An 18983-nucleotide genomic window follows, 5' to 3' on the forward strand; every position below is an offset into this window, starting at 1 on the left:
TCTTCTTATGTATGCTTACGACGAAATCGACCGCACGCTCGTCAACGAGCGCGTCTCGGAGTTCCGCGACCAGGTGAAGCGGCGCCTGTCCGGAGAGCTCACCGAGGACGAGTTCAAGATCCTGCGCCTGCAGAACGGCGTCTATCTGCAACTGCACGCCTACATGTTCCGCGTGGCGATCCCCTACGGCACGCTGGCGACCAACCAGCTGCGGGCGCTCGCGCATGTCGCGCGGAAGTACGACCGCGGCTACGGCCATTTCACGACACGGCAGAACATCCAGTTCAACTGGATCAAGCTCGCCGAATTGCCGGACGCCCTGGAAGATCTCGCCAAGGTCGGCATCCATGCGATGCAGACCTCCGGCAACAACATGCGCAACGTCACCTCGGACCAATGGGCCGGCGTCGCGCCCGGCGAGATCGAGGACCCGCGCATCTGGTCGGAGCTGATCCGCCAGCACACCACGCTGCATCCGGAATTCTCTTTCCTGCCGCGCAAGTTCAAGATCGCGATCACCGCGTCGGACCATGACCGCGCCGCGATCAAGATCCACGACATCGGCCTGCGCCTGATCAAGAACGAAAAGGGCGAGACCGGCTTCGAGGTGCTGGTCGGCGGCGGTCTCGGCCGCACGCCGTTCATCGCCAAGACCATCAAGCACTTCGTGCACGGCCGCGACATTCTCAGCTATATCGAGGCGATCCTGCGCGTCTACAACCAATACGGCCGCCGCGACAACATCTACAAGGCGCGCATCAAGATCCTGGTGCACGAGCTCGGCATCGAGAAGTTCTCCCGCGAGGTCGAGGACGAGTGGCAGCACATCCGCAACTCCTCGCTCCAGATCGACGACGAGGTGATCGAGGACATCCGCTCGCGTTTCACCTATCCGGCTTACGAGAAGCTGCCGCACATGCCGGACGAGCTGCGCCAGGCCGCGGCCGATCCTGATTTCGAGGCCTGGCGCAAGAACTCGGTGGCCCCGCACAAGGTGCAGGGCTATTCGATCGTCACGATCTCGCTGAAGCCGACCGGCGGGCCTCCGGGCGATGCCACTGCCGAGCAGATGGATGCGCTGGCCGATCTCGCCGACAAATATTCCTTCGGCGAGATCCGCGTCGGCCATGAGCAGAACCTGGCGCTGCCGCATGTCGCCAAGCGCGACCTGCCGGCGCTGTGGAAGGCACTCGACAAGCTCGGGCTCGCGACGCCCAACGTCAACCTGATCACCGACATCATCGCCTGCCCGGGCCTCGACTATTGCTCGCTGGCGAATGCGCGCTCGATCCCGATCGCGCAGGAATTGACGCGGCGCTTCGCCAATCACGAGCTCGCCAATTTGATCGGCCGGCTCCACATCAACATCTCCGGCTGCATCAATGCCTGCGGCCATCACCATGTCGGCCATATCGGCATTCTCGGCGTCGAGAAGAACGGCGAGGAAGTCTACCAGATCACCATCGGCGGCCGTGCCGACGAGAGCGCCGCGCTCGGCACCTTGATCGGGCCGGGCGTCAAGTTCGACGAGGTCGCCGACGTCGTCGAGGACATCGTGGAAGCCTATCTGGCGCTGCGCGAGCGGCCCGAAGAGCTGTTCATGGACACTGTGAAGCGCCTCGGAGTCGAACCTTTCAAGGAGCGCGTCTATGCCACTCGTTAAAGGCGGAAAGATCACGGGCGACAGCTTCGCCAAGCTCGCCGTCGACACGCCGCTGCCCGAGGGCGGCGACATCCTGGTGCCGGCCGAGCGCTTCCTGGGCGAGGCCGACACGCTCCTCAACCGTTCGGGCAAGGTCGGCGTGATCTGGCCCAACAGCCGCGACATCAGCGAGCTCGTGCCCTATCTCGGCAAGGTCGCCGCCGTCGCGCTGGTGTTCCCGACCTTCCGCGACGGCCGCGCCTACAGCCAGGCCCGCCTGCTGCGCGAGCGCTACGATTATCGCGGCGAGCTGCGTGCAACCGGCCAGGTCTTGCGCGACCAGTTCGTGTTCATGCTGCGCGCCGGCTTCGACGCCTTCGAGGTCAAAAAGCAGGCCGACGCGGAAGCCTTCATGGAGACCGCCAAGCGCTATTCGGTGTTCTACCAGCCGACCGGCGACGGCCGTATCACCGCGCTGCACCGGCGCATGCAGCTGCGTCATTCCGAGGGTGTCGGCACGTGAACGTCGTTCCCTCTCAGCTCGCCCAGCTCTCCGTTTCTGCGCTGCCGTCCGCGCAGGAGCTCGATCGCGCCTTGCGCGATGCCTCGCCCGCGGAGATCGTTGCCGCGGCGCTGAAGACGGTCGGGCGCGAGAAGCTGGCGCTGGTGTCGTCCTTCGGCACCGAATCGGCGACGCTGCTGAAGGTCATTGCGGATGTCGACCCGGCGATCCCCGTGATCTTCCTCGACACCGGCTGGCTGTTCGAGGAGACGCTGGCCTATCGCGACACGCTGATCGCGACGCTGGGTCTGAAGGATGTCCGCTCGATCAAGCCGGCCGAGGAGACCCTGTCGCGCGAGGATCCCGACCGCGATCTCTGGTTCTCCGATCCGGACGCCTGCTGCCGCATCCGCAAGGTGGAGCCGCTGGCGCGCGCGCTGAAGCCCTTTGATGCCTGGCTCAACGGCCGCAAGCGTTTCCAGGGCAATGCCCGTACCGACATTCCGGTCGTCGAGGACGACGGTGTGCGATTGAAGTTCAATCCGTTCGCCAACGTCTCACGCGAGGAACTCGAGGCGATCTTCGTCCGCGCCAAATTGCCGCGTCATCCCCTGGTCGCCTCCGGTTTCCGGTCGGTCGGGTGTATGCCTTGCACGAGCAGAACGGCCGAAGGCGAGGATGAACGCGCCGGTCGCTGGCGCGGCCGAGCCAAGACAGAATGCGGCATCCACACGATGAAGACTTCGTAGCACAGCAACATTGCCACGCCGCGAACAAGAAAATCCGGTTTCGTTGACTTGAGCGCGTTTCGCCGCGAGTTTCGCCTGCCTTCGCCGACACCGATGTCAGTGAAGTGAATGGAGATGGACATGATGCGCCGTATCGTTCCGCTCGCTGCAGGTCTCGTCTTGACGGGCTTCTTGGCAAGCGCGGCTCTCGCCGCTGACATCAACCTGTTGAACGTGTCGTACGATCCGACCCGCGAGCTCTATGCGGAGTTCAACAAGGCATTTGCGAATGCCTATCAAAAGGAGACCGGCAAGAGTGTCGAGATCAAGCAGTCGCATGGCGGCAGCGGCTCGCAGGCCCGCGCCGTGATCGACGGCTTGCAGGCCGACGTGGTGACGCTCGCGCTCGCCTACGACATCGACGCAATCGCGGCCAAGCGCCTTACCGCGGCCGACTGGCAGAAGCGGCTGCCGCAGAATTCATCGCCGTACACCTCGACCATCGTATTCCTGGTGCGCAAGGGCAATCCAAAGGCCGTCAAGGACTGGGACGATCTGGTCAAGCCGGGCGTCGCGGTGATCACGCCGAACCCGAAGACATCGGGCGGTGCGCGCTGGAATTATCTTGCGGCCTGGGGTTTTGCGCAGAAGAAATACGGGTCAGCCGACAAGGCCAGGGATTTCATCGGAAAGCTCTACCAGCAGGTGCCGGTGCTGGATACCGGCGCGCGCGGCGCCACGGTGACCTTCGTCGAGCGCGGCGTCGGCGACGTGCTGCTCGCCTGGGAGAACGAGGCGTTCCTCGCGCTGAAGGAGTTCGGCGCGAGCAAGTTCGAGATCGTGGCGCCGCCGCAGTCGATCCTGGCCGAGCCGCCGGTCGCGATCGTCGACAAGGTGGCCGACAGGAAGGGCACGCGCAACGCCGCCGACGCGTACCTGCAATATTGGTACACGAGGGAGGGTCAGGAGATCGCCGCGCGCAACTTCTACCGCCCGCGCGATGCCGAGATCGCAAAGAAATATGAAAACGCCTTCGCCAAGCTCGAACTATTTACGATCGACGACGTTTTCGGTGGTTGGACCAAGGCGCAGAAGGAACATTTCGCCGACGGCGGCATCTTTGACCAGATTTACAAGAACTGATCGGCTGCTGTCTTAGGAGGCTTTTTGCAGGGGGCCTGGTGAGCGCAATCGCAGCACGACGCCGGACGTTGCCGGGCTTCGGTCTCACGATGGGGCTGACGCTGTCCTGGCTGTCCGTCATCATCCTCATTCCGCTCGCCGGGCTGTTCCTGAAATCGCTCGAGCTCAGTCCCGAACAATTCTGGAATATCCTCTCCAGCCGCCGCACCCTGAATGCCCTGCGCGTCTCCTTCGGCCTCGCCTTCGCAGCGGCCTGCGTCAATCTCGTCATGGGCAGCATCATCGTCTGGGCGCTGGTGCGCTACCGCTTTCCCGGCCGCCGGCTGTTCGACGCCATCGTCGACGTGCCCTTCGCGCTGCCGACGGCGGTGGCGGGCGTCGCGCTGACCGCGCTGTTCGCCGAGCAGGGCTGGCTGGGGGCGCCGCTTGCGGCGCTCGGCATCAAGGTGGCGTTCACGCCGGTCGGCATCTTCGTCGCCATGATCTTCATCGGTATTCCCTTCGTGGTGCGCACGGTTCAGCCGGTGCTGCAGGACCTCGATCCCGAGATCGAGGAAGCCGCGGGCAGCCTGGGGGCCAACCGCTGGCAGACCATCACGCGCGTGATCCTGCCCTCGCTGGCGCCGGCGCTGCTCACCGGGCTCGCGCTCGCCTTCGCCCGCGCGGTCGGCGAATACGGCTCGGTGATCTTCATTGCCGGCAATCTGCCCAACGTGTCCGAGATCGCGCCGCTCCTGATCGTGATCCGCCTGTCCGAGTTCCGCTATGCCGACGCGACCGCCATCGCGGTGGTCATGCTCGTCGTCTCCTTTGTCGTCATCCTGGCCGTCAACCGGCTCCAGCGCTGGGCGCAGAGCCGGATCCCGGCGCGCTGAGGCGGACCATGACGATGCAGATCGCCCATTCAGGTCCCGTCACCTCGTCCGACGAGAAGGCCCGTGCACGTGAAGCCCTCGCGCGGGACAATCTTCGCACCGAGCCGAAGGCAGTGCGCACTGTCATCATCGTTGTCGCGGTCGCGTTTCTCGGCATTTTCGTCGTGCTGCCGCTGGTGGTGGTGTTCGCGCATGCGTTCTCGAAGGGAATCGCCGCCTATTTTGCCGCGCTGGCCGATCCGGAGGCGCTGGCCGCAATCAGGCTGACGTTGCTGGTCGCAGCGATCTCGGTGGGCCTCAATCTGGTGTTCGGCCTCGTCGCCGCCTGGGCCATCGCCAAATTTGACTTCCCGGGTAAGACGTTCCTGATCACGCTGATCGACCTGCCGTTCTCGGTGAGCCCGGTGATCTCCGGGCTCGTCTTCGTGCTGCTGTTTGGCGCGCAGGGCTATCTCGGCAGCTGGCTGAGGGATCACGACATCCAGATCCTGTTCGCGGTGCCCGGCATCGCGCTCGCCACTACCTTCGTGACCTTCCCGTTCGTGGCGCGTGCCCTGATTCCCTTGATGCAGGAGCAGGGCACGCAGGAGGAGGAGGCCGCGATTTCCCTCGGTGCCTCGGGCCTGCAGACCTTCTTCCGCGTCACGCTGCCCAACATCAAATGGGGCGTGCTCTACGGCGTCCTGCTCTGCAACGCGCGGGCGATGGGCGAGTTCGGCGCGGTCTCGGTCGTCTCCGGCCATATCCGCGGCGAGACCAACACGATGCCGCTACTGGTCGAAATCCTCTACAACGAATACCAGTTCGTCGCCGCCTTCGCGATTGCCTCCTTGCTCGCGATGCTGGCGCTGATTACGCTGATCGCCAAGACGGTACTGGAACGCCATCTGGACCAGGGACAGGCAAGTGACCATTGAAGTCAGAAATCTCGTCAAGACGTTCGGCAGCTTCAAAGCCCTCGACGGCGTCGACCTCAAGGTCGACGGCGGCGAACTGGTGGCGCTGCTCGGACCGTCGGGATCGGGAAAGACCACGCTGCTCAGGATCGTCGCCGGCCTCGATTGGCCCGACGCCGGTGAAGTCCTCATCAACGGCGAGGACGCGCTGGCGCAGGGCGCGCGCGAGCGGCATGTCGGCTTCGTGTTCCAGCATTACGCGCTGTTCCGCCACATGACGGTGTTCGAGAACGTCGCCTTCGGCCTGCGCGTGCAGCCGCGCGCGGTCCGCAAGGACGAAGCGACCATCCGCGCGCGCGTCAAGGAGCTGCTGGACCTCGTGCAGCTCGACTGGCTTTCCGGCCGCTATCCGAGCCAGCTCTCCGGCGGCCAGCGCCAGCGCATCGCGCTCGCCCGCGCGCTCGCGATCGAGCCGCGCATCCTGCTGCTCGACGAGCCGTTCGGCGCGCTCGACGCCAAGGTGCGAAAGGAGCTGCGCAGGTGGCTGCGCTCGCTCCACCACGAGATCAACGTCACCTCGATCTTCGTCACCCACGACCAGGAGGAGGCGCTGGAAGTCGCCAACCGTGTCGTGGTCATGGACAAGGGCAGGATCGAGCAGATTGGCTCGCCCGACGACGTCTACGACAGCCCGGCAAGCGCCTTCGTCCACGGCTTCATCGGCGAATCCATCGAGTTGCCGGTGCAGGTCGAGGGCGGCGTCGTCAGGCTCGGCGACCGGCCGCTCGCCCTTGCGGCGGACGGGCTCGCGCCCGGCGCGTCAAGACTGTTCGTGCGCCGACATGACATGGTGGTCGGCCCGCCCGGCAGCGGCGCTTTCGAGGGCGCCGTGCAGCATGTCCGCAATTTCGGCCCGGTGCAGCGGGCCGAGGTCGCATTGTCAGGCGGCAAGACCATCGAGATCGATGCCCCCCGCGACAAGGAACTGCGCGCCGGCGACATGATCGGCCTCGAACCGCGCCGTTACCGGATATTTGCGGGCTAGGTCCCCCGTCATTCCGGGATGGTCCGAAGGACCAGACCCGGAATTTCGAGATTCGATGCTTCGCACTGCCCCGGAATGACGGCTCAAATTTTCCTCAAAATTCACCTTTCAGCCATTGTTGATATGCAACAACGGCCGCTCATTCGGGGGCACCTTCATGCGCGCTGCGGCCGCAATTCTCATCACTTTGCTGCTCGCCGGCTGTGCCGGCAACGAGGCACCGGTCCAGCAGCCGTCGATGTACACGGACATGGCGGTGCCGGGCTCCAAGCTCGACGCGCAGGCGGCCGCGATCATGATCTCGCAATACCGCCAGAACAACATGCTCGGCACGGTCGTGGTCGACCCCGATCTGATGCGGCTTGCGGAATCCCAGTCCCAGGCCATGGCCGCCGCCAACAAAATGGACCATGACGTCCGCGCGCCCCTGGCCAAGCGCCTCGCCGCCGGCGGCTATCCCGCGACCGTCGCGGTCGAGAACATTTCGGCCGGCTATCATACGCTGGCGGAAGCCTTTTCCGGCTGGCGCGACTCGCCTCCGCATCGCGCCAACATGCTCAAGAACGGTGTCACAAAATTGGGCATCGCGGCGAGCTATGCCCCCGGCACCAAGTACAAGGTGTTCTGGACCATGATCCTGGCCTCGACGGAGCGATGAGCCAGACTTGATCCCGGCATGCATTGACGCCGTCGCGGAGTGTCGCCACGGTGGTGCGCCATTGTTAATGTTCCCCGATGACAGATCGTAGCCCGGAATCCGCCAGCATCCCCGCGCATGCGCAACGCGTCCTGGTCCTGCAGGGCGGCGGCGCGCTCGGCTCGTACCAGGCGGGTGCCTATCAGGCGCTGTGCGGCGCCGGCTTCGAGCCGGAATGGGTCGCCGGCATCTCGATCGGCGCGGTCAACGCCGCCATCATCGCCGGCAACGAGGGGCCGGCCCGCGTCAAGCGGCTCAAGGAATTCTGGGAGATGGTCTCCGCGCCGGTGCCGTGGAAGCCGATCGGCAAGAGCGATCACAGCCGCGAGCTGTTCAACTCGACCAGTGCCGCGCTGATCGCCACCTTCGGCGTGCCCGGCTTCTTCGTCCCGCGCGTCCCGCCGGCACCGCTGTGGCCGCCGGGGCATGCCGAAGCCCAGAGCTATTACGACACGGCGCCCTTGAAGAAGACGCTGGAGCGCCTGGTCGATTTCGACCGCATCAACGACCTGAAGACCCGCCTGTCGGTCGGCGCGGTCGGCGTCACCTCCGGCAACTTCAAGTATTTCGACAATTACGAACTCAAGAAGCTCGGCAAGAAAATCGGCCCGGAGCACATCATGGCCTCCGGCGCTCTGCCGCCCGGCTTTCCCTCGGTGATCATCGACGGCGAGCATTATTGGGACGGCGGCATCGCCTCCAATACCCCGCTCGACTACGTGCTCGATGCCGAGCTCGATCGCGACATGCTGATCTTCCAGGTCGATCTGTTTTCGGCGCGCGGCGATCTGCCGACCTCGCTGCTGGAGGCCGCCGAGCGCGAGAAGGACATCCGCTACTCCAGCCGCACGCGGATGAACACCGACAAGAACAAGCAGCTGCACAACGCCCGAAAGGCCGTGCGCGACCTGATCGGCAAATTGCCGGACTACCTGAAGAACGACCCGTCCGTCGAATTCCTCGCGAAAGTGTCGCGCGAAAGCACCGTCACCGTGGTGCATCTGATCTACCGCAGCAAGAACTACGAATCCTCGTCGAAGGATTACGATTTCTCTCACGTCGCCATGGTCGAGCATTGGGAGGCCGGCGTGAACGACGTGCACCTGTCGATGCGCCACAAGGACTGGCTCGAGCGGCCGCAGTCCGGCGAGACCATGGTGACTTACGATCTCACGGGGGACGTCTCCGCGCCCCCGGCAAAAAGGAGCGAATCAAATGGGTAGTCTGTCAGGCAAGAACGCCGTCGTGACCGGATCCACCAGCGGCATCGGGCTCGCTTATGCGCGTGCGTTCGCCGGCGCCGGCGCCAACGTCGTCATCAACGGCTTCGGCACGCCGGAGGACATCGAGAAGGAACGCGCCAGGATCGAACAGGAGTTCAAGGTGAAGGCGATCTATTCGCCCGCCGACATGACCAAGCCCGCCGAGATCGCCGGGATGATCGCGCTCGGCGAGACAACCTTCGGCTCGGTCGACATCCTCGTCAATAATGCCGGCATCCAGTTCGTCTCGCCGGTCGAGGAGTTTCCGATCGAGAAGTGGGACCAGATCATCGCGATCAACCTGTCCTCCGCCTTCCACGGCATCCGCGCCGCGGTGCCCGGCATGAAGAAGAAGGGCTGGGGCCGCATCATCAACACGGCGTCCGCGCACTCGCTGGTGGCCTCGCCCTTCAAGTCGGCCTATGTCTCGGCCAAGCACGGCATCGCCGGTCTCACCAAGACCGTGGCGCTGGAGGTCGCGACCCACAAGATCACCTGCAACTGCATCAGCCCGGGTTATGTCTGGACGCCGCTGGTGGAGAAGCAGATCCCCGACACGATGAAGGCACGCAATTTGACGCGCGAGCAGGTCATCAACGACGTGCTGCTCGCGGCGCAGCCGACCAAGGAATTCGTCACCTCCGAGCAGGTCGCAGCGCTGGCACTGTTCCTGTGCAGCGACGACGCCGCCCAGATCACCGGCACTAATCTCTCGATCGACGGCGGCTGGACCGCGGCGTAGTGCGCTCAGTATTGTAGGGTGGGCAAAGGCGCGTCAGCGCCGTGCCCACCGTCACTCTGCAATTGAGAAAGAACGTGGGCACGCTTCGCTTTGCCCACCCTACGAAATTGAGAGCGAGGCGGCAGCTTCCCGCTCAATGCGTCCAGGCCAGGGCGGTGACGAACGCCGAGGACAGGTTCAACTCGGCAAACATGATCTTGCCGGAGACGACGAACAATACGCTGGCAAGCGTCAGGCGCAACACCGTCTCGGGCACGCGCGTCGCGCTGTAGCTGCCGACGACGATGCCGGGCAGCGAGCCCATCAGCAGCACGCCCATCAAGGCCCAATCCACGTCGCCGAGCGCCCAGTGCCCCATGCCGGCGACCAGCGTCAGCGGCACCGCGTGGGCGATGTCGGAGCCGACGATGGTCACCATCGGCAGCCGCGGATAGAGCAGCAGCAGCACGGTGACGCCGACCGCACCGGCGCCGACCGACGAGATCGAGACCAGCACGCCGAGCACGATGCCGGTCAAGACGGTCGCGATCGCGGTGGTGCGATCGTCGACGCGCTCCAGCCGGCTGCGATAGCGCTCCATGATCGACTTGCGGAAGATCAGCGAGGTCGCGGTCAGCAGCAGCGCGAAGCACAGCACCAGATTGACCAGGCTGCGCTCGGAATCGTTCTTGAGGTCGAGCTTCCACAGCACCAGCAGCGTTAGCGCGCTCGCGGGAATGCTGCCGCAGGCGAGCCGCAGCACCGCCGGCCAGTGCACGCTGCGCGACCAGCCATGCACCACGCTGCCGCCGGCCTTGGTCGCGGCGGCATAGAGCAGGTCGGTTCCGACCGCCGTGGAGGGATGAACACCGAACAGCAGGATCAGGAGCGGCGTCATCAACGAGCCGCCGCCCACGCCGGTCATCCCGACAAGGAGGCCGACGCCGAAGCCAGAGGCGACGTAGAGTGGATCAAGCATATCAGGATAATCTTAGGTTGATCTGGTCGGTTAGGCAATACGACGTAGGATAAGGTTCCCCTGATGCGCAACCACCTCGGCAGAATAAGAAAAATATTGCCTCGCGTTGAAAAAGCGGAGGCGTTTTGCCTCGTTCGCGTGCGTGCGCTGACAGTGCCGTTCCCCGACAAATCAGCAGGCATCGAGGCGTGCAGCGCCTATTTCCCGAACGCCAGCACGTGCAGGCCAAGGCGCTGCCGCACGATCCAGAACAACAGCACCGTCTCGAAGCTGAGGGAGATTGATGTCGCAGCAGCAGCGCCGTGGCCGCCATAGCGCGGGACCAGCGCGATGCAGAGCACGAGGTTCATCACGAAGGCCAGCGCGTAAGCGAGCGCGCAGATCTTCTGCTGACCGAGCATGTTGAGCAGCCGCTCGACCGGCCCGATCGCGGCGCGCACCACGAGCCCGATCGCGGCGACGAACATGATGTCGTAGCCGACCACGAATTGCGGCCCGAACAACCAGAGCAGCGGCTTGCCGAGCGCGAGCAGCACGATGGTCGCCGCCAGCGACGGCCAGAACGTCCAGTTGATCGCATGCGCCACATAGGCCGACAGCCGCGCCTTGTCGCCGCTTGCGTTGTATTCGGCAAAGCGATGCGCCGTCGTCGCCGACATCGCGTAGTGGATGAAGGAGACCAGCGCCAGCGTCTTCACCACCGCAAAGTAGACGCCGACCTCGTCGGAGGGACGGAACTGCTGCAGCACCAGCACGTCGGTATAGGACAGCAGCAAGTAGAAGCTCTCGACCAGGAGGATCGGCAGCGAGACGGCGAGCCAGCCGCTTATGTCGTAAGTCTTGGGTCCGGGCTCCATGTGATCGGCGAGCTTGCGGTTCAGCACCAGCATCTGCCCGGTCATCGCGATCCACACCGCGCCGGCGCTCGCCACCATCGCGGCGACGGCGCCGAGATGGTAGCCGAGCAGGAAGGCCGCGCCCGTGATGGCGATGATCAGCCCCTGGCGGATGATGAATTGCGGCATCAGCCCGAGCTGCATCCAGTCATGCGAGCGCGCGATGCCGTCCTGCGTGTTGGCGACCACGAAGGCGGGCAGGGTCATGCAGCCGATATAGAGCGGCAGCTGCTCGGCCGGATCGATCCAGGGCGACAGCAGCCTGACGATGCCGGCGAGGCCGAGCGACACCAGTGTCGACACGGCAAAAGTCAGCCAGCGACTGCCGGACAGAAAGCCGCGCAGCAGCGCCTGGTCGTTGCTGGCGCGATATTCCGGAATGATCTTCTGTGCCGACGCCGAGATGCCGAAATCCATCATGCTGCCGAGCAGCAGCACCCAGGTCCAGACATAGACATAGACGCCGTAATCGGACGTGCCCATCCAGCGCGCCAGCAGCACCTGCGAGACATAAGCGAGCCCGGCGCTGATGACGCGGATGATGAAGATGGTGCCGGCGAGCCGTCGCGTCAGCGAGGCCTCGCTGGGCCCGCCCGTCAGCCTGGCCCGCAGCCGCGCGATCAGCCCGGCCGGTCCGGTCGTTGCGGGTTCTGCATCCATCACGGCCAATTCGAAGGTCCCTCAGATCGCCCGGCATGCTGCGGCAGGTGAGGGATTAGCAACCATTCGTTAAGATTGGGTTGGGTGGCGTTCCATCCTCGGTGTCGTCCCGGACAGCGCGCCACTCATTCCAAGTTCGTATTGAACTCGTAGGCCTTCTCCGGCCCGACCAGCGTGAATTTCAGCGCCGCACCATCCGGCTTGGCGCCTGGCGGCAGACCGTCGAGCTCGAAGGAAAACCGCATCACGCCGGGCGGGCCGTGCTGCACCGGCGCCGGAATCGGGAGCGCCCAATCGGGCGTCGGGCCTTCCACGAACAGATTGACGTTGCGGCTGTCGGGCGTGATCACGTCGACGACAACGTTCTTGGGTCCGTCGCGCTTGACGTCGCGGATGGTGAGCGGATTGGGATCGCCGATATTGGCGGGCTTGGGCACGGTGTCGAGCGCGGCGCGCAAATTGGCGTCCTCGGTCGAGGCGACGCTGTTGAAGCCGAGCTCGGCCTTGGCCTCGACCGGAATGCAGAGCTTCTCGCACACGGCGTAATTGATTTCGGCGCGCAAGGTCACGGGCTTGTCGGCCGCCTTGGCGACGATGCGCAAGGGCAGCACGATCTGGTCACGATAGCCGATCGAATGGCCGCCCGCGCCGTCGGCAAATTTTTGCGGCGCCGGCCACATCACCGTCACCGCTTCGACATTGTCCGACTTCGAGAAGTCGAACCGCGGCGGAACGCCGGAATCGCCGGGGGTACGCCAGTAGGTCTTCCATCCAGGCTGGAGTTGGAAGGCGATACCGCCAAGCAGGACGGCGCCGCTGCGCGATCCCGCCAATAGCCGCACCGCGGAATGTCCGTCGCGCTGCCACGGCGAAGCGTCTTCGGCGCGGGCTGCGATGGCCAGCGACGACGCAAGCAGGGTTGTCGCGACGCCAATCGCCGCACGCAGGGGAACTCTCGTCAGCATGGCACGTCTTTACAGGGTCGCCCCGGGGCAAACCATTGAATTGCTTGTGATGGATGCAGCCGAATCGCGTCCCTGCAAGCCTTGATTTGACAGCGGCCCGGGCCGACATCAGGATAGGAATTGAAACCGGAGTGCTTCACCGATGGCTCCCACAGGAAAGAGAACGGGCGAAAGCACCCGCCGCGCGGGTCCGGCGCTTCCCAATTCGGCCGGTTATCTCGACGGCCGGCTGCTGATCGCGATGCCCGTGATGGGCGATTCCCGTTTCGAGCGCTCGGTGATCTATCTCTGCGCCCATTCGGCGGAAGGGGCGATGGGCATCATCGTGAACCACCCGGCCGGCAGCATCGACTTCCCCGAGCTGTTGCAGCAACTCGGCATCATCAAGAAGGGCGAGCACATCAAGCTGCCGGAGAATGCCGAAAGCATGAAGGTGCTGCGCGGCGGCCCGGTCGATACCGGCCGCGGCTTCGTGCTTCATTCCAGCGACTTCTACATCGAGAACGCGACGCTGCGGATCGACGACGGCGTCTGCCTTACGGCGACCGTCGACATCCTGCGCGCCATCGCCAGCGGCTCCGGCCCCAAGCACGCCATTCTCGCGCTCGGCTATGCCGGCTGGGCGCCGGGCCAGCTCGAGACCGAGATCCAGAGCAACGGCTGGCTGCATTGCGATGCGGATGCGGATTTGATCTTCGGCGACGACGTCGACGACAAATACACCCGCGCTTTGCAGAAGATCGGCATTGATCCCGGCATGCTCTCGAACGAGGCGGGCCACGCGTAATTTGTTCAGACGCTAGCGCCCCACTCTCGGTGTCGTCCCGGACAAGCGCGCCTCAAGCGCGCGCAGATCCGGGACCCATACTCCCGAGCTGAAGTTTGAGGCAGACCGGTCACTCCGAGTCTTCGTCAAACTCCTCCCTGTGGCTATGGGTCCCGGATCTGCGCTGCGCTCGTCCGGGACGACAGCAGCGTATGCCGCGCCTACTCCGCCGCCTGCTGCTGTACCGTCGGCTCCGTCCCCGCGACCGTCGCGCGGCGCATGTCGCGGGGCTGCGACTGGTCGTAGCGGCGGACGCGATGCATGGTCTGTCGGTTGTCCCACATCACGAGGTCATGCAGCTTCCATTTGTGGACGTAGACGAATTCTGCTTGCGTCGCGTGCTCGTTGAGATCGCGCAGCAGCAGGCGGCCTTCAGGCACGCTCATGCCGACGATCTTGCCCGCATGCGACGACAGATACAGCGACTTGCGACGGTGCACGGGATGGGTCCGCACCAGCCGCTGCAGCACCGGCTTGAACATCTCCTTCTCCTCGTCGGTGTATTCGGTGAAGCCGAGCGATCCGCGCGAGTACATCAGCGAGTGCTCGCAGACGAGGTCTTCGATCTCCGCCTTGGTCTCGTCGTCGAGCGCGTCATAGGCGGCGCGCATGTCGGCGAACTCGGTGTTGCCGCCCTTCGGGTTCACCACCCGCGCCGACAGCAGCGAGAACTTTGCCGGGATCGGGCGGAACGAGCTGTCGGAGTGCCACAGGCAATTGCCGAGATTGAACAGATTGGCGCGGCTGTCCTTCGGCAGCGGCTTGCCGTCCTTGCCGAGGTTGGAGACGTCGTTGAGGCCCGAGGTGAGGCGGTATTCATCGGCCTTGGTGATGTTGCCGCCGCGGGCGTCCTCGCGCTGACCGAAGTTCAGGGCGAAGGCCATCTGCTGCTCGTCGGTGATGTCCTGGTCGTGGAACACCAGCACCGCGTATTTGTCCATGGCGGCCTCGACCTCGCGTGCTTCGGCCTCGGTGAGAGGCTTGCGCAGATCGAGGCCGGACACCTCGCCGACGAAGTGTTTTTGCAGCTGCCGGATGGCGATCGTCATGACGTTCTCTCCCGCGTGTCGCGAGCGGTTGGTCCCGCTCTGTCGACGAAAAAGCTACTCCGGCGCTCGTACTTGTCAACGCGCGGCGCGCATGCCTCTCACGCGTTCCGTGCCATCAGCCCGCCGTCGACCGGGATCACCGCGCCGGTGAGGAAGGACGCCGCCGGCAGGCACAGGCTCAAGGTCACATGCGCGACCTCCTCGGGATCGCCGTAACGGCCGAGTGCGGTGCGGCGCTTGGCGTAGATGGTCTTGTGCTCCTCGGAGATGCGGTCGGTGATCCCAGTGCGGATCGGGCCGGGGCAGATGCAGTTGACGGTGATGCCCTCGCGGCCGAACTCCACGGCGAGCGAGCGGGTCAGGCTGGCAACGCCGCCCTTCGCCGCCGAATAGGGGCTGTGCAACGCGGTGGCGCCGAGCGCCTCGGTCGAGGCGATGTTGACGATGCGCGGGCATCTCGACTTGCGCAGATGCGGCAGCGCGGCGCGGATGATGCGCGGATGCGCCGTCAGCATCACCGCAATGCCCCTGGCCCAGGCGTCCTCATAGCTTTCGTCGTCGATCGCGACGCGGACGGAGATGCCGGCGTTGTTGACGATGATGTCGAGCCCGCCGAAATGCGCGGCGACGTCATTCACCACGCGCTTGATCTCGCCGCCGTCGGCAACGTCGAGCTTCCACGCTTTTCCTGCACCACCGCTCGCGGCGATCTCCGCAGCCACCGCCTGCGCGCCCTGCGCGTCGTAATCGGTGACGGCGACGTTGGCGCCCTCGGCGGCGAACACGCGCGCGGTGGCACGCCCCATGCCGCTGGCCGCGCCGGTGACGAGAACGGTCAGGCTCTTGACGGACCGGCTGAGCTCCTTGAATTCGGACATGTTGTTTCCTCGGAACGCTGCTTTTCTTGTTATGATTGACAAGGCTGGCATCGATCCGCAGACAGGTCAAACAAAGCAAGACAAAAGGGAGGCCGCCATGGCGAACGAGCTCGATTTCTCAGGCAAGCAGGTGCTGGTCGTCGGCGGCTCGAGCGGGATCGGCAACGGCATCGCGCAGGCTTTTCGCACGCGGGGCGCGCAGGTCGCGGTGTGCGGCACGCGGGCTCGCGCAGCGGAATATTCTGCGGAAGAAGGCTCCGATCTCACGGGCCTTTCCTACGCGCAGCTCGACGTCAGCAATCCCGGTGCGATCGAGACGTTCAAGCCGTCCTTCGACAGGCTCGACGTGCTCGTGCTGGCGCAAGGCGCGGTGCTTTATCGCCGCGGCGAGTTCGAGATGGCCGGCTTCCGCCAGGTGGTCGAGGTCAACCTGATGAGCCTGATGGCCTGTGCGACGCGGTTTCATTCCATGTTGCGGGATGCCAAGGGCGCGCTGATCATGGTGTCATCGACCGCGGCCTATCATTCCACCATGGGCAATCCCGCCTATAACGCGTCGAAGACCGGCGCAGTCGGATTGACGCGAACCCTCGGCGAGGCCTGGGCCGAGGACGGCATCCGCGTCAACGGCATCGCACCCGGCCTCGTCGACACCAAGATGACGAAGGTGACGACCGACAATCCCAAGCGCCTCGAAGGCGCGCTCGCGCGCATCCCGCTGCGGCGATTGGGCACGCCGGCCGACATGGCGGGCGCGGCGCTGTTCCTGGCCTCGCCGCTGTCGTCCTACATCATCGGCCAGACTCTGGTCGTCGATGGCGGGCTGATTTTGTAGCCGTCCGGGCAACACTTTCGTCATCGCTTGGAACTGCGCTGCTCCTGATCGGTTACTTGGGCTGACCCCCGAGGAGGAGCATCATGGACACGGATCGGATTGTTGGATCGGCCAAGGAATATGCCGGGCGCGCGGAAGGCGCGATCGGAGACCTGGCAGGCGATGCCAAGACGCAGGCATCGGGCAAGGCGCGGGAGGCTGCGGGCACGGTGCAGAATCTCTACGGCCAGGCCAAGGATGCCGTGCGCGATGCCGCGGACACCGCGACGAGCTACGCCAAGGACGCCTATGAGAACAGCGGCGACACCTTCCGCGATGGCACGCAGGCGCTGTCGAAGAAGGTGCAGGACAATCCGCTCGGCGCCCTGATGGTGGCCGGCGGCATCGGTTTTGCGCTCGCGCTGCTGATGTCTCGCCCCGCCCGCCGTCCGCCGCCGCGCTGGCGCTATTAACGGCTGGGCCAAGAGCTCACGTTTCTCGTGCCCCGGACGCAGCGCATCACGCAGTGGTGCGCTGCTGAGCCGGGGCCCATTCTTTTGTTGAATGTCGTGAGAGGAGCTGGGTCCCGGCTCTGCGCCGCATCACCAAGAGGTGCTGCGTCGCGTCCGGGACACGAGACCTTCGCTTACCGGAACATCTCGGCGGAGCGGCCGACGTTGCCCGGCGGACGCGGGATCCCCGGATTGGGAGCCGGATTGCGCGGGCCGGGCGCCGGCGCCAGTTGACGCGGCGGTCCTGGCTGCGGCGAGCCGAAGCCGAAGAAATCGCGGAACGAGGGCGGCGCCTGCGCCGGCTGCTGCGGCGGCACCGGCGGCTTCTTCGGCGCCAGTTTCGGCGGCCCGATCGCGCCGGCGGCGCCAGCCGCGGTCGGATTGGCGGCGTTGCCCTCAGGCGTCGTCGCGGCCATCGGCGTATCGCCCTTGGCCTGCTCGCGGCCGACTTCGCGGCGCGGCCAGGCATAATCGTCGGCGCGGCCGGCCGGCGCTGCCAGCGGCTCACCCTTCACCATCGTCCTGGCAGCGAGCGCATCGACGGCGGCGGGACGCGAGCCCGGGCCGCCCAGCAATTGATCGGTCGAGATCGAGGCCGCGACCAGCGGCACGATCGGCCCGGCCAGCGGCCGCGGCGCGGGCTTGCCGGGCTCGGCACTGGTGTCGGGGGTCGCGGGCTCGCTCGGCAGCGCGATCGGGCCGGAGCGTCCGGCCAGCAGGCGCGTGATCTCGCGCTCGACATAATGCGCGAGCTTGCGTGCGCCGGCCTTGGTGAAATAGACGCCGTCAGAGCTGCGCAGCTGGCGAATCTGGCCTTCGAAGTCTGGGCCCTTCTGCAGGAAGCGGCCGGCTTCGTCGACGAAACCGTCCCAGACGTCGACATAAGTGATGCCGGCCTTGGCCGCGCCTTCGCGATAGAGCGAATCCAGGAACAGCGTATCCGCGGTGCCCTTGGGTCCGCGAACCGCCGGCAGGCCGACCCACAGCACCGGCACGCCCTTGGATTTGAGGACGGCCGCGAGCTCCTCGATCTTCTTGCTGTAGAGCTCGATCCAGCGCTCGTCGCGGAATTCGTAGAGGCCGTTCGGATTGCGCGCGGTCTTTTCCGGCGCGGCCGCAGGCGTGTCGGCGTTGTCGGCGTCGTCCTGCGGCAGGTCGGCATCGGCCGGCTTGTCCTCGGGTTTGGCAGCGCTGTCGGTGCCGGGCTTCGTCTCGCCCGGCTTTGCCGGCGGCTTGCCGCGCGCGCCCTTGTCGTTTTTCTTGTCCTTGTCCGCAGCGGGCTTGTCCGTCTTCTCGGCCGCAGGCTCGCGGATCGCGGCGCGGTCGTTGAGGCCGAGCATGACGACGATGACGTCGGGCTTTTCGGTCTCGAGGATGCCCCTTGCCGCCGCCGCCCAGTCCGAGGGCTCGCCCTTGGGCTGGTACCTGATCAGGCCGGAAACGGTCTTGTGCTTGCGGATCACGCCCATGTCGGGCTGCTCGGCGTAGGCATCCTCCAGGCCGTAGGCGAGCCAGTCGGCCATGGCATCGCCGAGCACCAGCACGTTCTTCTCGGGGATGGTGTCGCGCTTGGCCGGCGCCGGGGCGCGCGAAAAATCCTGCCGCGGCGCCTGCTGCTGTTGCTGCTGGAACGGTGCGAAGAAGTCGCCGCCGAACCAGCCGCCGCCTCCACCACCTCGGGGGGGCGGCGGCGCCGAGCGCTGCGGCGGGCCGCCGAAGCCGGGGAAGTTGAAGAACTGCGCCGAGGCAGGTCCTGCGACCACCACCAGGATCGCAAGCGCCGTCCCCAGCGCGATCAACGGGCCGGTCTCGGTCAGTGCCTTGAACAGGGACTTCTTCGACATGCGATCTCGGGCACGCGCAAACGGGGATCGGAAGTGGCTCAATATAGTA

General features: G+C 65.4%; 19 protein-coding genes. 13 read left to right on the forward strand and 6 right to left on the reverse strand.

All coding sequences use genetic code 11. The features are described 5' to 3' along the window. Window positions 1–7: 7 nt before the first annotated feature. The 10 genes from WI560_RS04320 to WI560_RS04365 all read left to right on the forward strand — a co-directional run bounded on the left by WI560_RS04320 (window position 8) and on the right by WI560_RS04365 (window position 9532). Window positions 8–1663, forward strand: a complete 1656-nt coding sequence (locus tag WI560_RS04320) for a nitrite/sulfite reductase (RefSeq protein WP_257192870.1) — start codon at window positions 8–10, stop codon at window positions 1661–1663. Beyond that, window positions 1650–2165 (forward strand): DUF934 domain-containing protein, encoded by a 516-nt coding sequence (locus WI560_RS04325; protein ID WP_375307021.1) that lies wholly within the window; start codon window positions 1650–1652, stop codon window positions 2163–2165. Before WI560_RS04320 ends, WI560_RS04325 begins: the two co-directional genes overlap by 14 nt. After that, window positions 2162–2893, forward strand: coding sequence for a phosphoadenylyl-sulfate reductase (locus WI560_RS04330; protein WP_375307022.1), 732 nt, complete (start codon window positions 2162–2164; stop codon window positions 2891–2893). Before WI560_RS04325 ends, WI560_RS04330 begins: the two co-directional genes overlap by 4 nt. Before the next feature lie 108 nt (window positions 2894–3001). After that, window positions 3002–4015, forward strand: a complete 1014-nt coding sequence (locus tag WI560_RS04335) for a sulfate ABC transporter substrate-binding protein (RefSeq protein ID WP_375307023.1) — start codon at window positions 3002–3004, stop codon at window positions 4013–4015. An 89-nt stretch (window positions 4016–4104) separates the two neighbouring features. Then, the gene (gene cysT, locus WI560_RS04340) at window positions 4105–4890 is read left to right on the forward strand and encodes a sulfate ABC transporter permease subunit CysT (RefSeq protein WP_375308769.1); all 786 of its coding nucleotides are present in this window, start codon (window positions 4105–4107) and stop codon (window positions 4888–4890) included. Between the two features lie 8 nt (window positions 4891–4898). Next, on the forward strand, window positions 4899–5807 hold the full coding sequence (gene cysW / locus WI560_RS04345; RefSeq protein ID WP_375307024.1) for a sulfate ABC transporter permease subunit CysW: 909 nt from the start codon (window positions 4899–4901) through the stop codon (window positions 5805–5807). Then, window positions 5797–6831 carry a sulfate/molybdate ABC transporter ATP-binding protein gene (locus WI560_RS04350; RefSeq protein ID WP_375307025.1) on the forward strand — a complete coding sequence of 345 codons (1035 nt, stop codon included), beginning with the start codon at window positions 5797–5799 and terminating at the stop codon, window positions 6829–6831. Before cysW ends, WI560_RS04350 begins: the two co-directional genes overlap by 11 nt. A 157-nt stretch (window positions 6832–6988) precedes the next feature. Further along, window positions 6989–7489 carry a CAP domain-containing protein gene (locus tag WI560_RS04355; protein ID WP_257176661.1) on the forward strand — a complete coding sequence of 167 codons (501 nt, stop codon included), beginning with the start codon at window positions 6989–6991 and terminating at the stop codon, window positions 7487–7489. A 77-nt stretch (window positions 7490–7566) separates the two neighbouring features. Then, on the forward strand, window positions 7567–8751 hold the full coding sequence (locus WI560_RS04360; protein WP_375307026.1) for a DUF3734 domain-containing protein: 1185 nt from the start codon (window positions 7567–7569) through the stop codon (window positions 8749–8751). Continuing rightward, entirely contained in the window at window positions 8744–9532 is a 789-nt protein-coding gene (locus WI560_RS04365; RefSeq protein WP_257176663.1) for a 3-hydroxybutyrate dehydrogenase, read from the forward strand. The genes WI560_RS04360 and WI560_RS04365 overlap by 8 nt, the downstream gene beginning before the upstream one ends. A 133-nt stretch (window positions 9533–9665) precedes the next feature. On the opposite strand, the gene WI560_RS04370 is transcribed toward WI560_RS04365, so the two are convergent. From WI560_RS04370 to WI560_RS04380, 3 genes are all read right to left on the reverse strand, one after another. Beyond that, window positions 9666–10490, reverse strand: a complete 825-nt coding sequence (locus WI560_RS04370) for a sulfite exporter TauE/SafE family protein (RefSeq protein ID WP_375307027.1) — start codon at window positions 10488–10490, stop codon at window positions 9666–9668. A 197-nt stretch (window positions 10491–10687) separates the two neighbouring features. Then, window positions 10688–12055, reverse strand: coding sequence for a flippase (locus WI560_RS04375; protein WP_375307028.1), 1368 nt, complete (start codon window positions 12053–12055; stop codon window positions 10688–10690). A 116-nt stretch (window positions 12056–12171) separates the two neighbouring features. Then, on the reverse strand, window positions 12172–13011 hold the full coding sequence (locus WI560_RS04380) for a protein-disulfide reductase DsbD domain-containing protein (protein WP_375307029.1): 840 nt from the start codon (window positions 13009–13011) through the stop codon (window positions 12172–12174). A 142-nt stretch (window positions 13012–13153) separates the two neighbouring features. Between WI560_RS04380 and WI560_RS04385 the strand changes: the two genes are divergently transcribed. After that, window positions 13154–13798, forward strand: coding sequence for a YqgE/AlgH family protein (locus WI560_RS04385; RefSeq protein ID WP_028138486.1), 645 nt, complete (start codon window positions 13154–13156; stop codon window positions 13796–13798). 200 nt (window positions 13799–13998) lie between these two features. Here WI560_RS04385 and WI560_RS04390 read toward each other — a convergent pair whose 3' ends face one another. Beyond that, window positions 13999–14886 carry a TauD/TfdA family dioxygenase gene (locus WI560_RS04390; RefSeq protein WP_257176668.1) on the reverse strand — a complete coding sequence of 296 codons (888 nt, stop codon included), beginning with the start codon at window positions 14884–14886 and terminating at the stop codon, window positions 13999–14001. 98 nt (window positions 14887–14984) lie between these two features. Continuing rightward, entirely contained in the window at window positions 14985–15764 is a 780-nt protein-coding gene (locus tag WI560_RS04395) for an SDR family NAD(P)-dependent oxidoreductase (RefSeq protein ID WP_375307030.1), read from the reverse strand. Between the two features lie 97 nt (window positions 15765–15861). On the opposite strand from WI560_RS04395, the gene WI560_RS04400 reads away from it, so the two are divergent. Together WI560_RS04400 and WI560_RS04405 are read left to right on the forward strand one after the other, a co-directional pair. Continuing rightward, on the forward strand, window positions 15862–16599 hold the full coding sequence (locus WI560_RS04400) for an SDR family NAD(P)-dependent oxidoreductase (protein WP_375307031.1): 738 nt from the start codon (window positions 15862–15864) through the stop codon (window positions 16597–16599). Between the two features lie 83 nt (window positions 16600–16682). Next, a complete protein-coding gene (locus WI560_RS04405) occupies window positions 16683–17051 on the forward strand; it encodes a CsbD family protein (RefSeq protein ID WP_028138482.1) in 369 nt (122 codons plus the stop codon). A 173-nt stretch (window positions 17052–17224) separates the two neighbouring features. Here WI560_RS04405 and WI560_RS04410 read toward each other — a convergent pair whose 3' ends face one another. Beyond that, window positions 17225–18934, reverse strand: a complete 1710-nt coding sequence (locus WI560_RS04410; RefSeq protein WP_375307032.1) for a DUF459 domain-containing protein — start codon at window positions 18932–18934, stop codon at window positions 17225–17227. Between the last annotated feature and the right edge of the window lie 49 nt (window positions 18935–18983).

The organism is Bradyrhizobium sp. A11 (genome assembly GCF_042077125.1).
Lineage (GTDB): Bacteria > Pseudomonadota > Alphaproteobacteria > Rhizobiales > Xanthobacteraceae > Bradyrhizobium > Bradyrhizobium japonicum_B.

What these genes read in the sequence shown, in the direction of transcription:
- WI560_RS04380 (WP_375307029.1), bottom strand. Translation starts at nt 13,011, where the DNA reads ATGCTGACGAGAGTTCCCCTGCGTGCGGCGATTGGCGTCGCGACAACC.
- WI560_RS04365 (WP_257176663.1), top strand. Translation starts at nt 8,744, where the DNA reads ATGGGTAGTCTGTCAGGCAAGAACGCCGTCGTGACCGGATCCACCAGC.
- WI560_RS04355 (WP_257176661.1), top strand. Translation starts at nt 6,989, where the DNA reads ATGCGCGCTGCGGCCGCAATTCTCATCACTTTGCTGCTCGCCGGCTGT.
- WI560_RS04370 (WP_375307027.1), bottom strand. Translation starts at nt 10,490, where the DNA reads ATGCTTGATCCACTCTACGTCGCCTCTGGCTTCGGCGTCGGCCTCCTT.
- cysT (WP_375308769.1), top strand. Translation starts at nt 4,105, where the DNA reads ATGGGGCTGACGCTGTCCTGGCTGTCCGTCATCATCCTCATTCCGCTC.
- WI560_RS04395 (WP_375307030.1), bottom strand. Translation starts at nt 15,764, where the DNA reads ATGTCCGAATTCAAGGAGCTCAGCCGGTCCGTCAAGAGCCTGACCGTT.
- WI560_RS04325 (WP_375307021.1), top strand. Translation starts at nt 1,650, where the DNA reads ATGCCACTCGTTAAAGGCGGAAAGATCACGGGCGACAGCTTCGCCAAG.
- WI560_RS04410 (WP_375307032.1), bottom strand. Translation starts at nt 18,934, where the DNA reads ATGTCGAAGAAGTCCCTGTTCAAGGCACTGACCGAGACCGGCCCGTTG.
- WI560_RS04385 (WP_028138486.1), top strand. Translation starts at nt 13,154, where the DNA reads ATGGCTCCCACAGGAAAGAGAACGGGCGAAAGCACCCGCCGCGCGGGT.
- WI560_RS04320 (WP_257192870.1), top strand. Translation starts at nt 8, where the DNA reads ATGTATGCTTACGACGAAATCGACCGCACGCTCGTCAACGAGCGCGTC.
- WI560_RS04335 (WP_375307023.1), top strand. Translation starts at nt 3,002, where the DNA reads ATGGAGATGGACATGATGCGCCGTATCGTTCCGCTCGCTGCAGGTCTC.
- WI560_RS04405 (WP_028138482.1), top strand. Translation starts at nt 16,683, where the DNA reads ATGGACACGGATCGGATTGTTGGATCGGCCAAGGAATATGCCGGGCGC.
- WI560_RS04400 (WP_375307031.1), top strand. Translation starts at nt 15,862, where the DNA reads ATGGCGAACGAGCTCGATTTCTCAGGCAAGCAGGTGCTGGTCGTCGGC.
- WI560_RS04360 (WP_375307026.1), top strand. Translation starts at nt 7,567, where the DNA reads ATGACAGATCGTAGCCCGGAATCCGCCAGCATCCCCGCGCATGCGCAA.
- cysW (WP_375307024.1), top strand. Translation starts at nt 4,899, where the DNA reads ATGACGATGCAGATCGCCCATTCAGGTCCCGTCACCTCGTCCGACGAG.
- WI560_RS04390 (WP_257176668.1), bottom strand. Translation starts at nt 14,886, where the DNA reads ATGACGATCGCCATCCGGCAGCTGCAAAAACACTTCGTCGGCGAGGTG.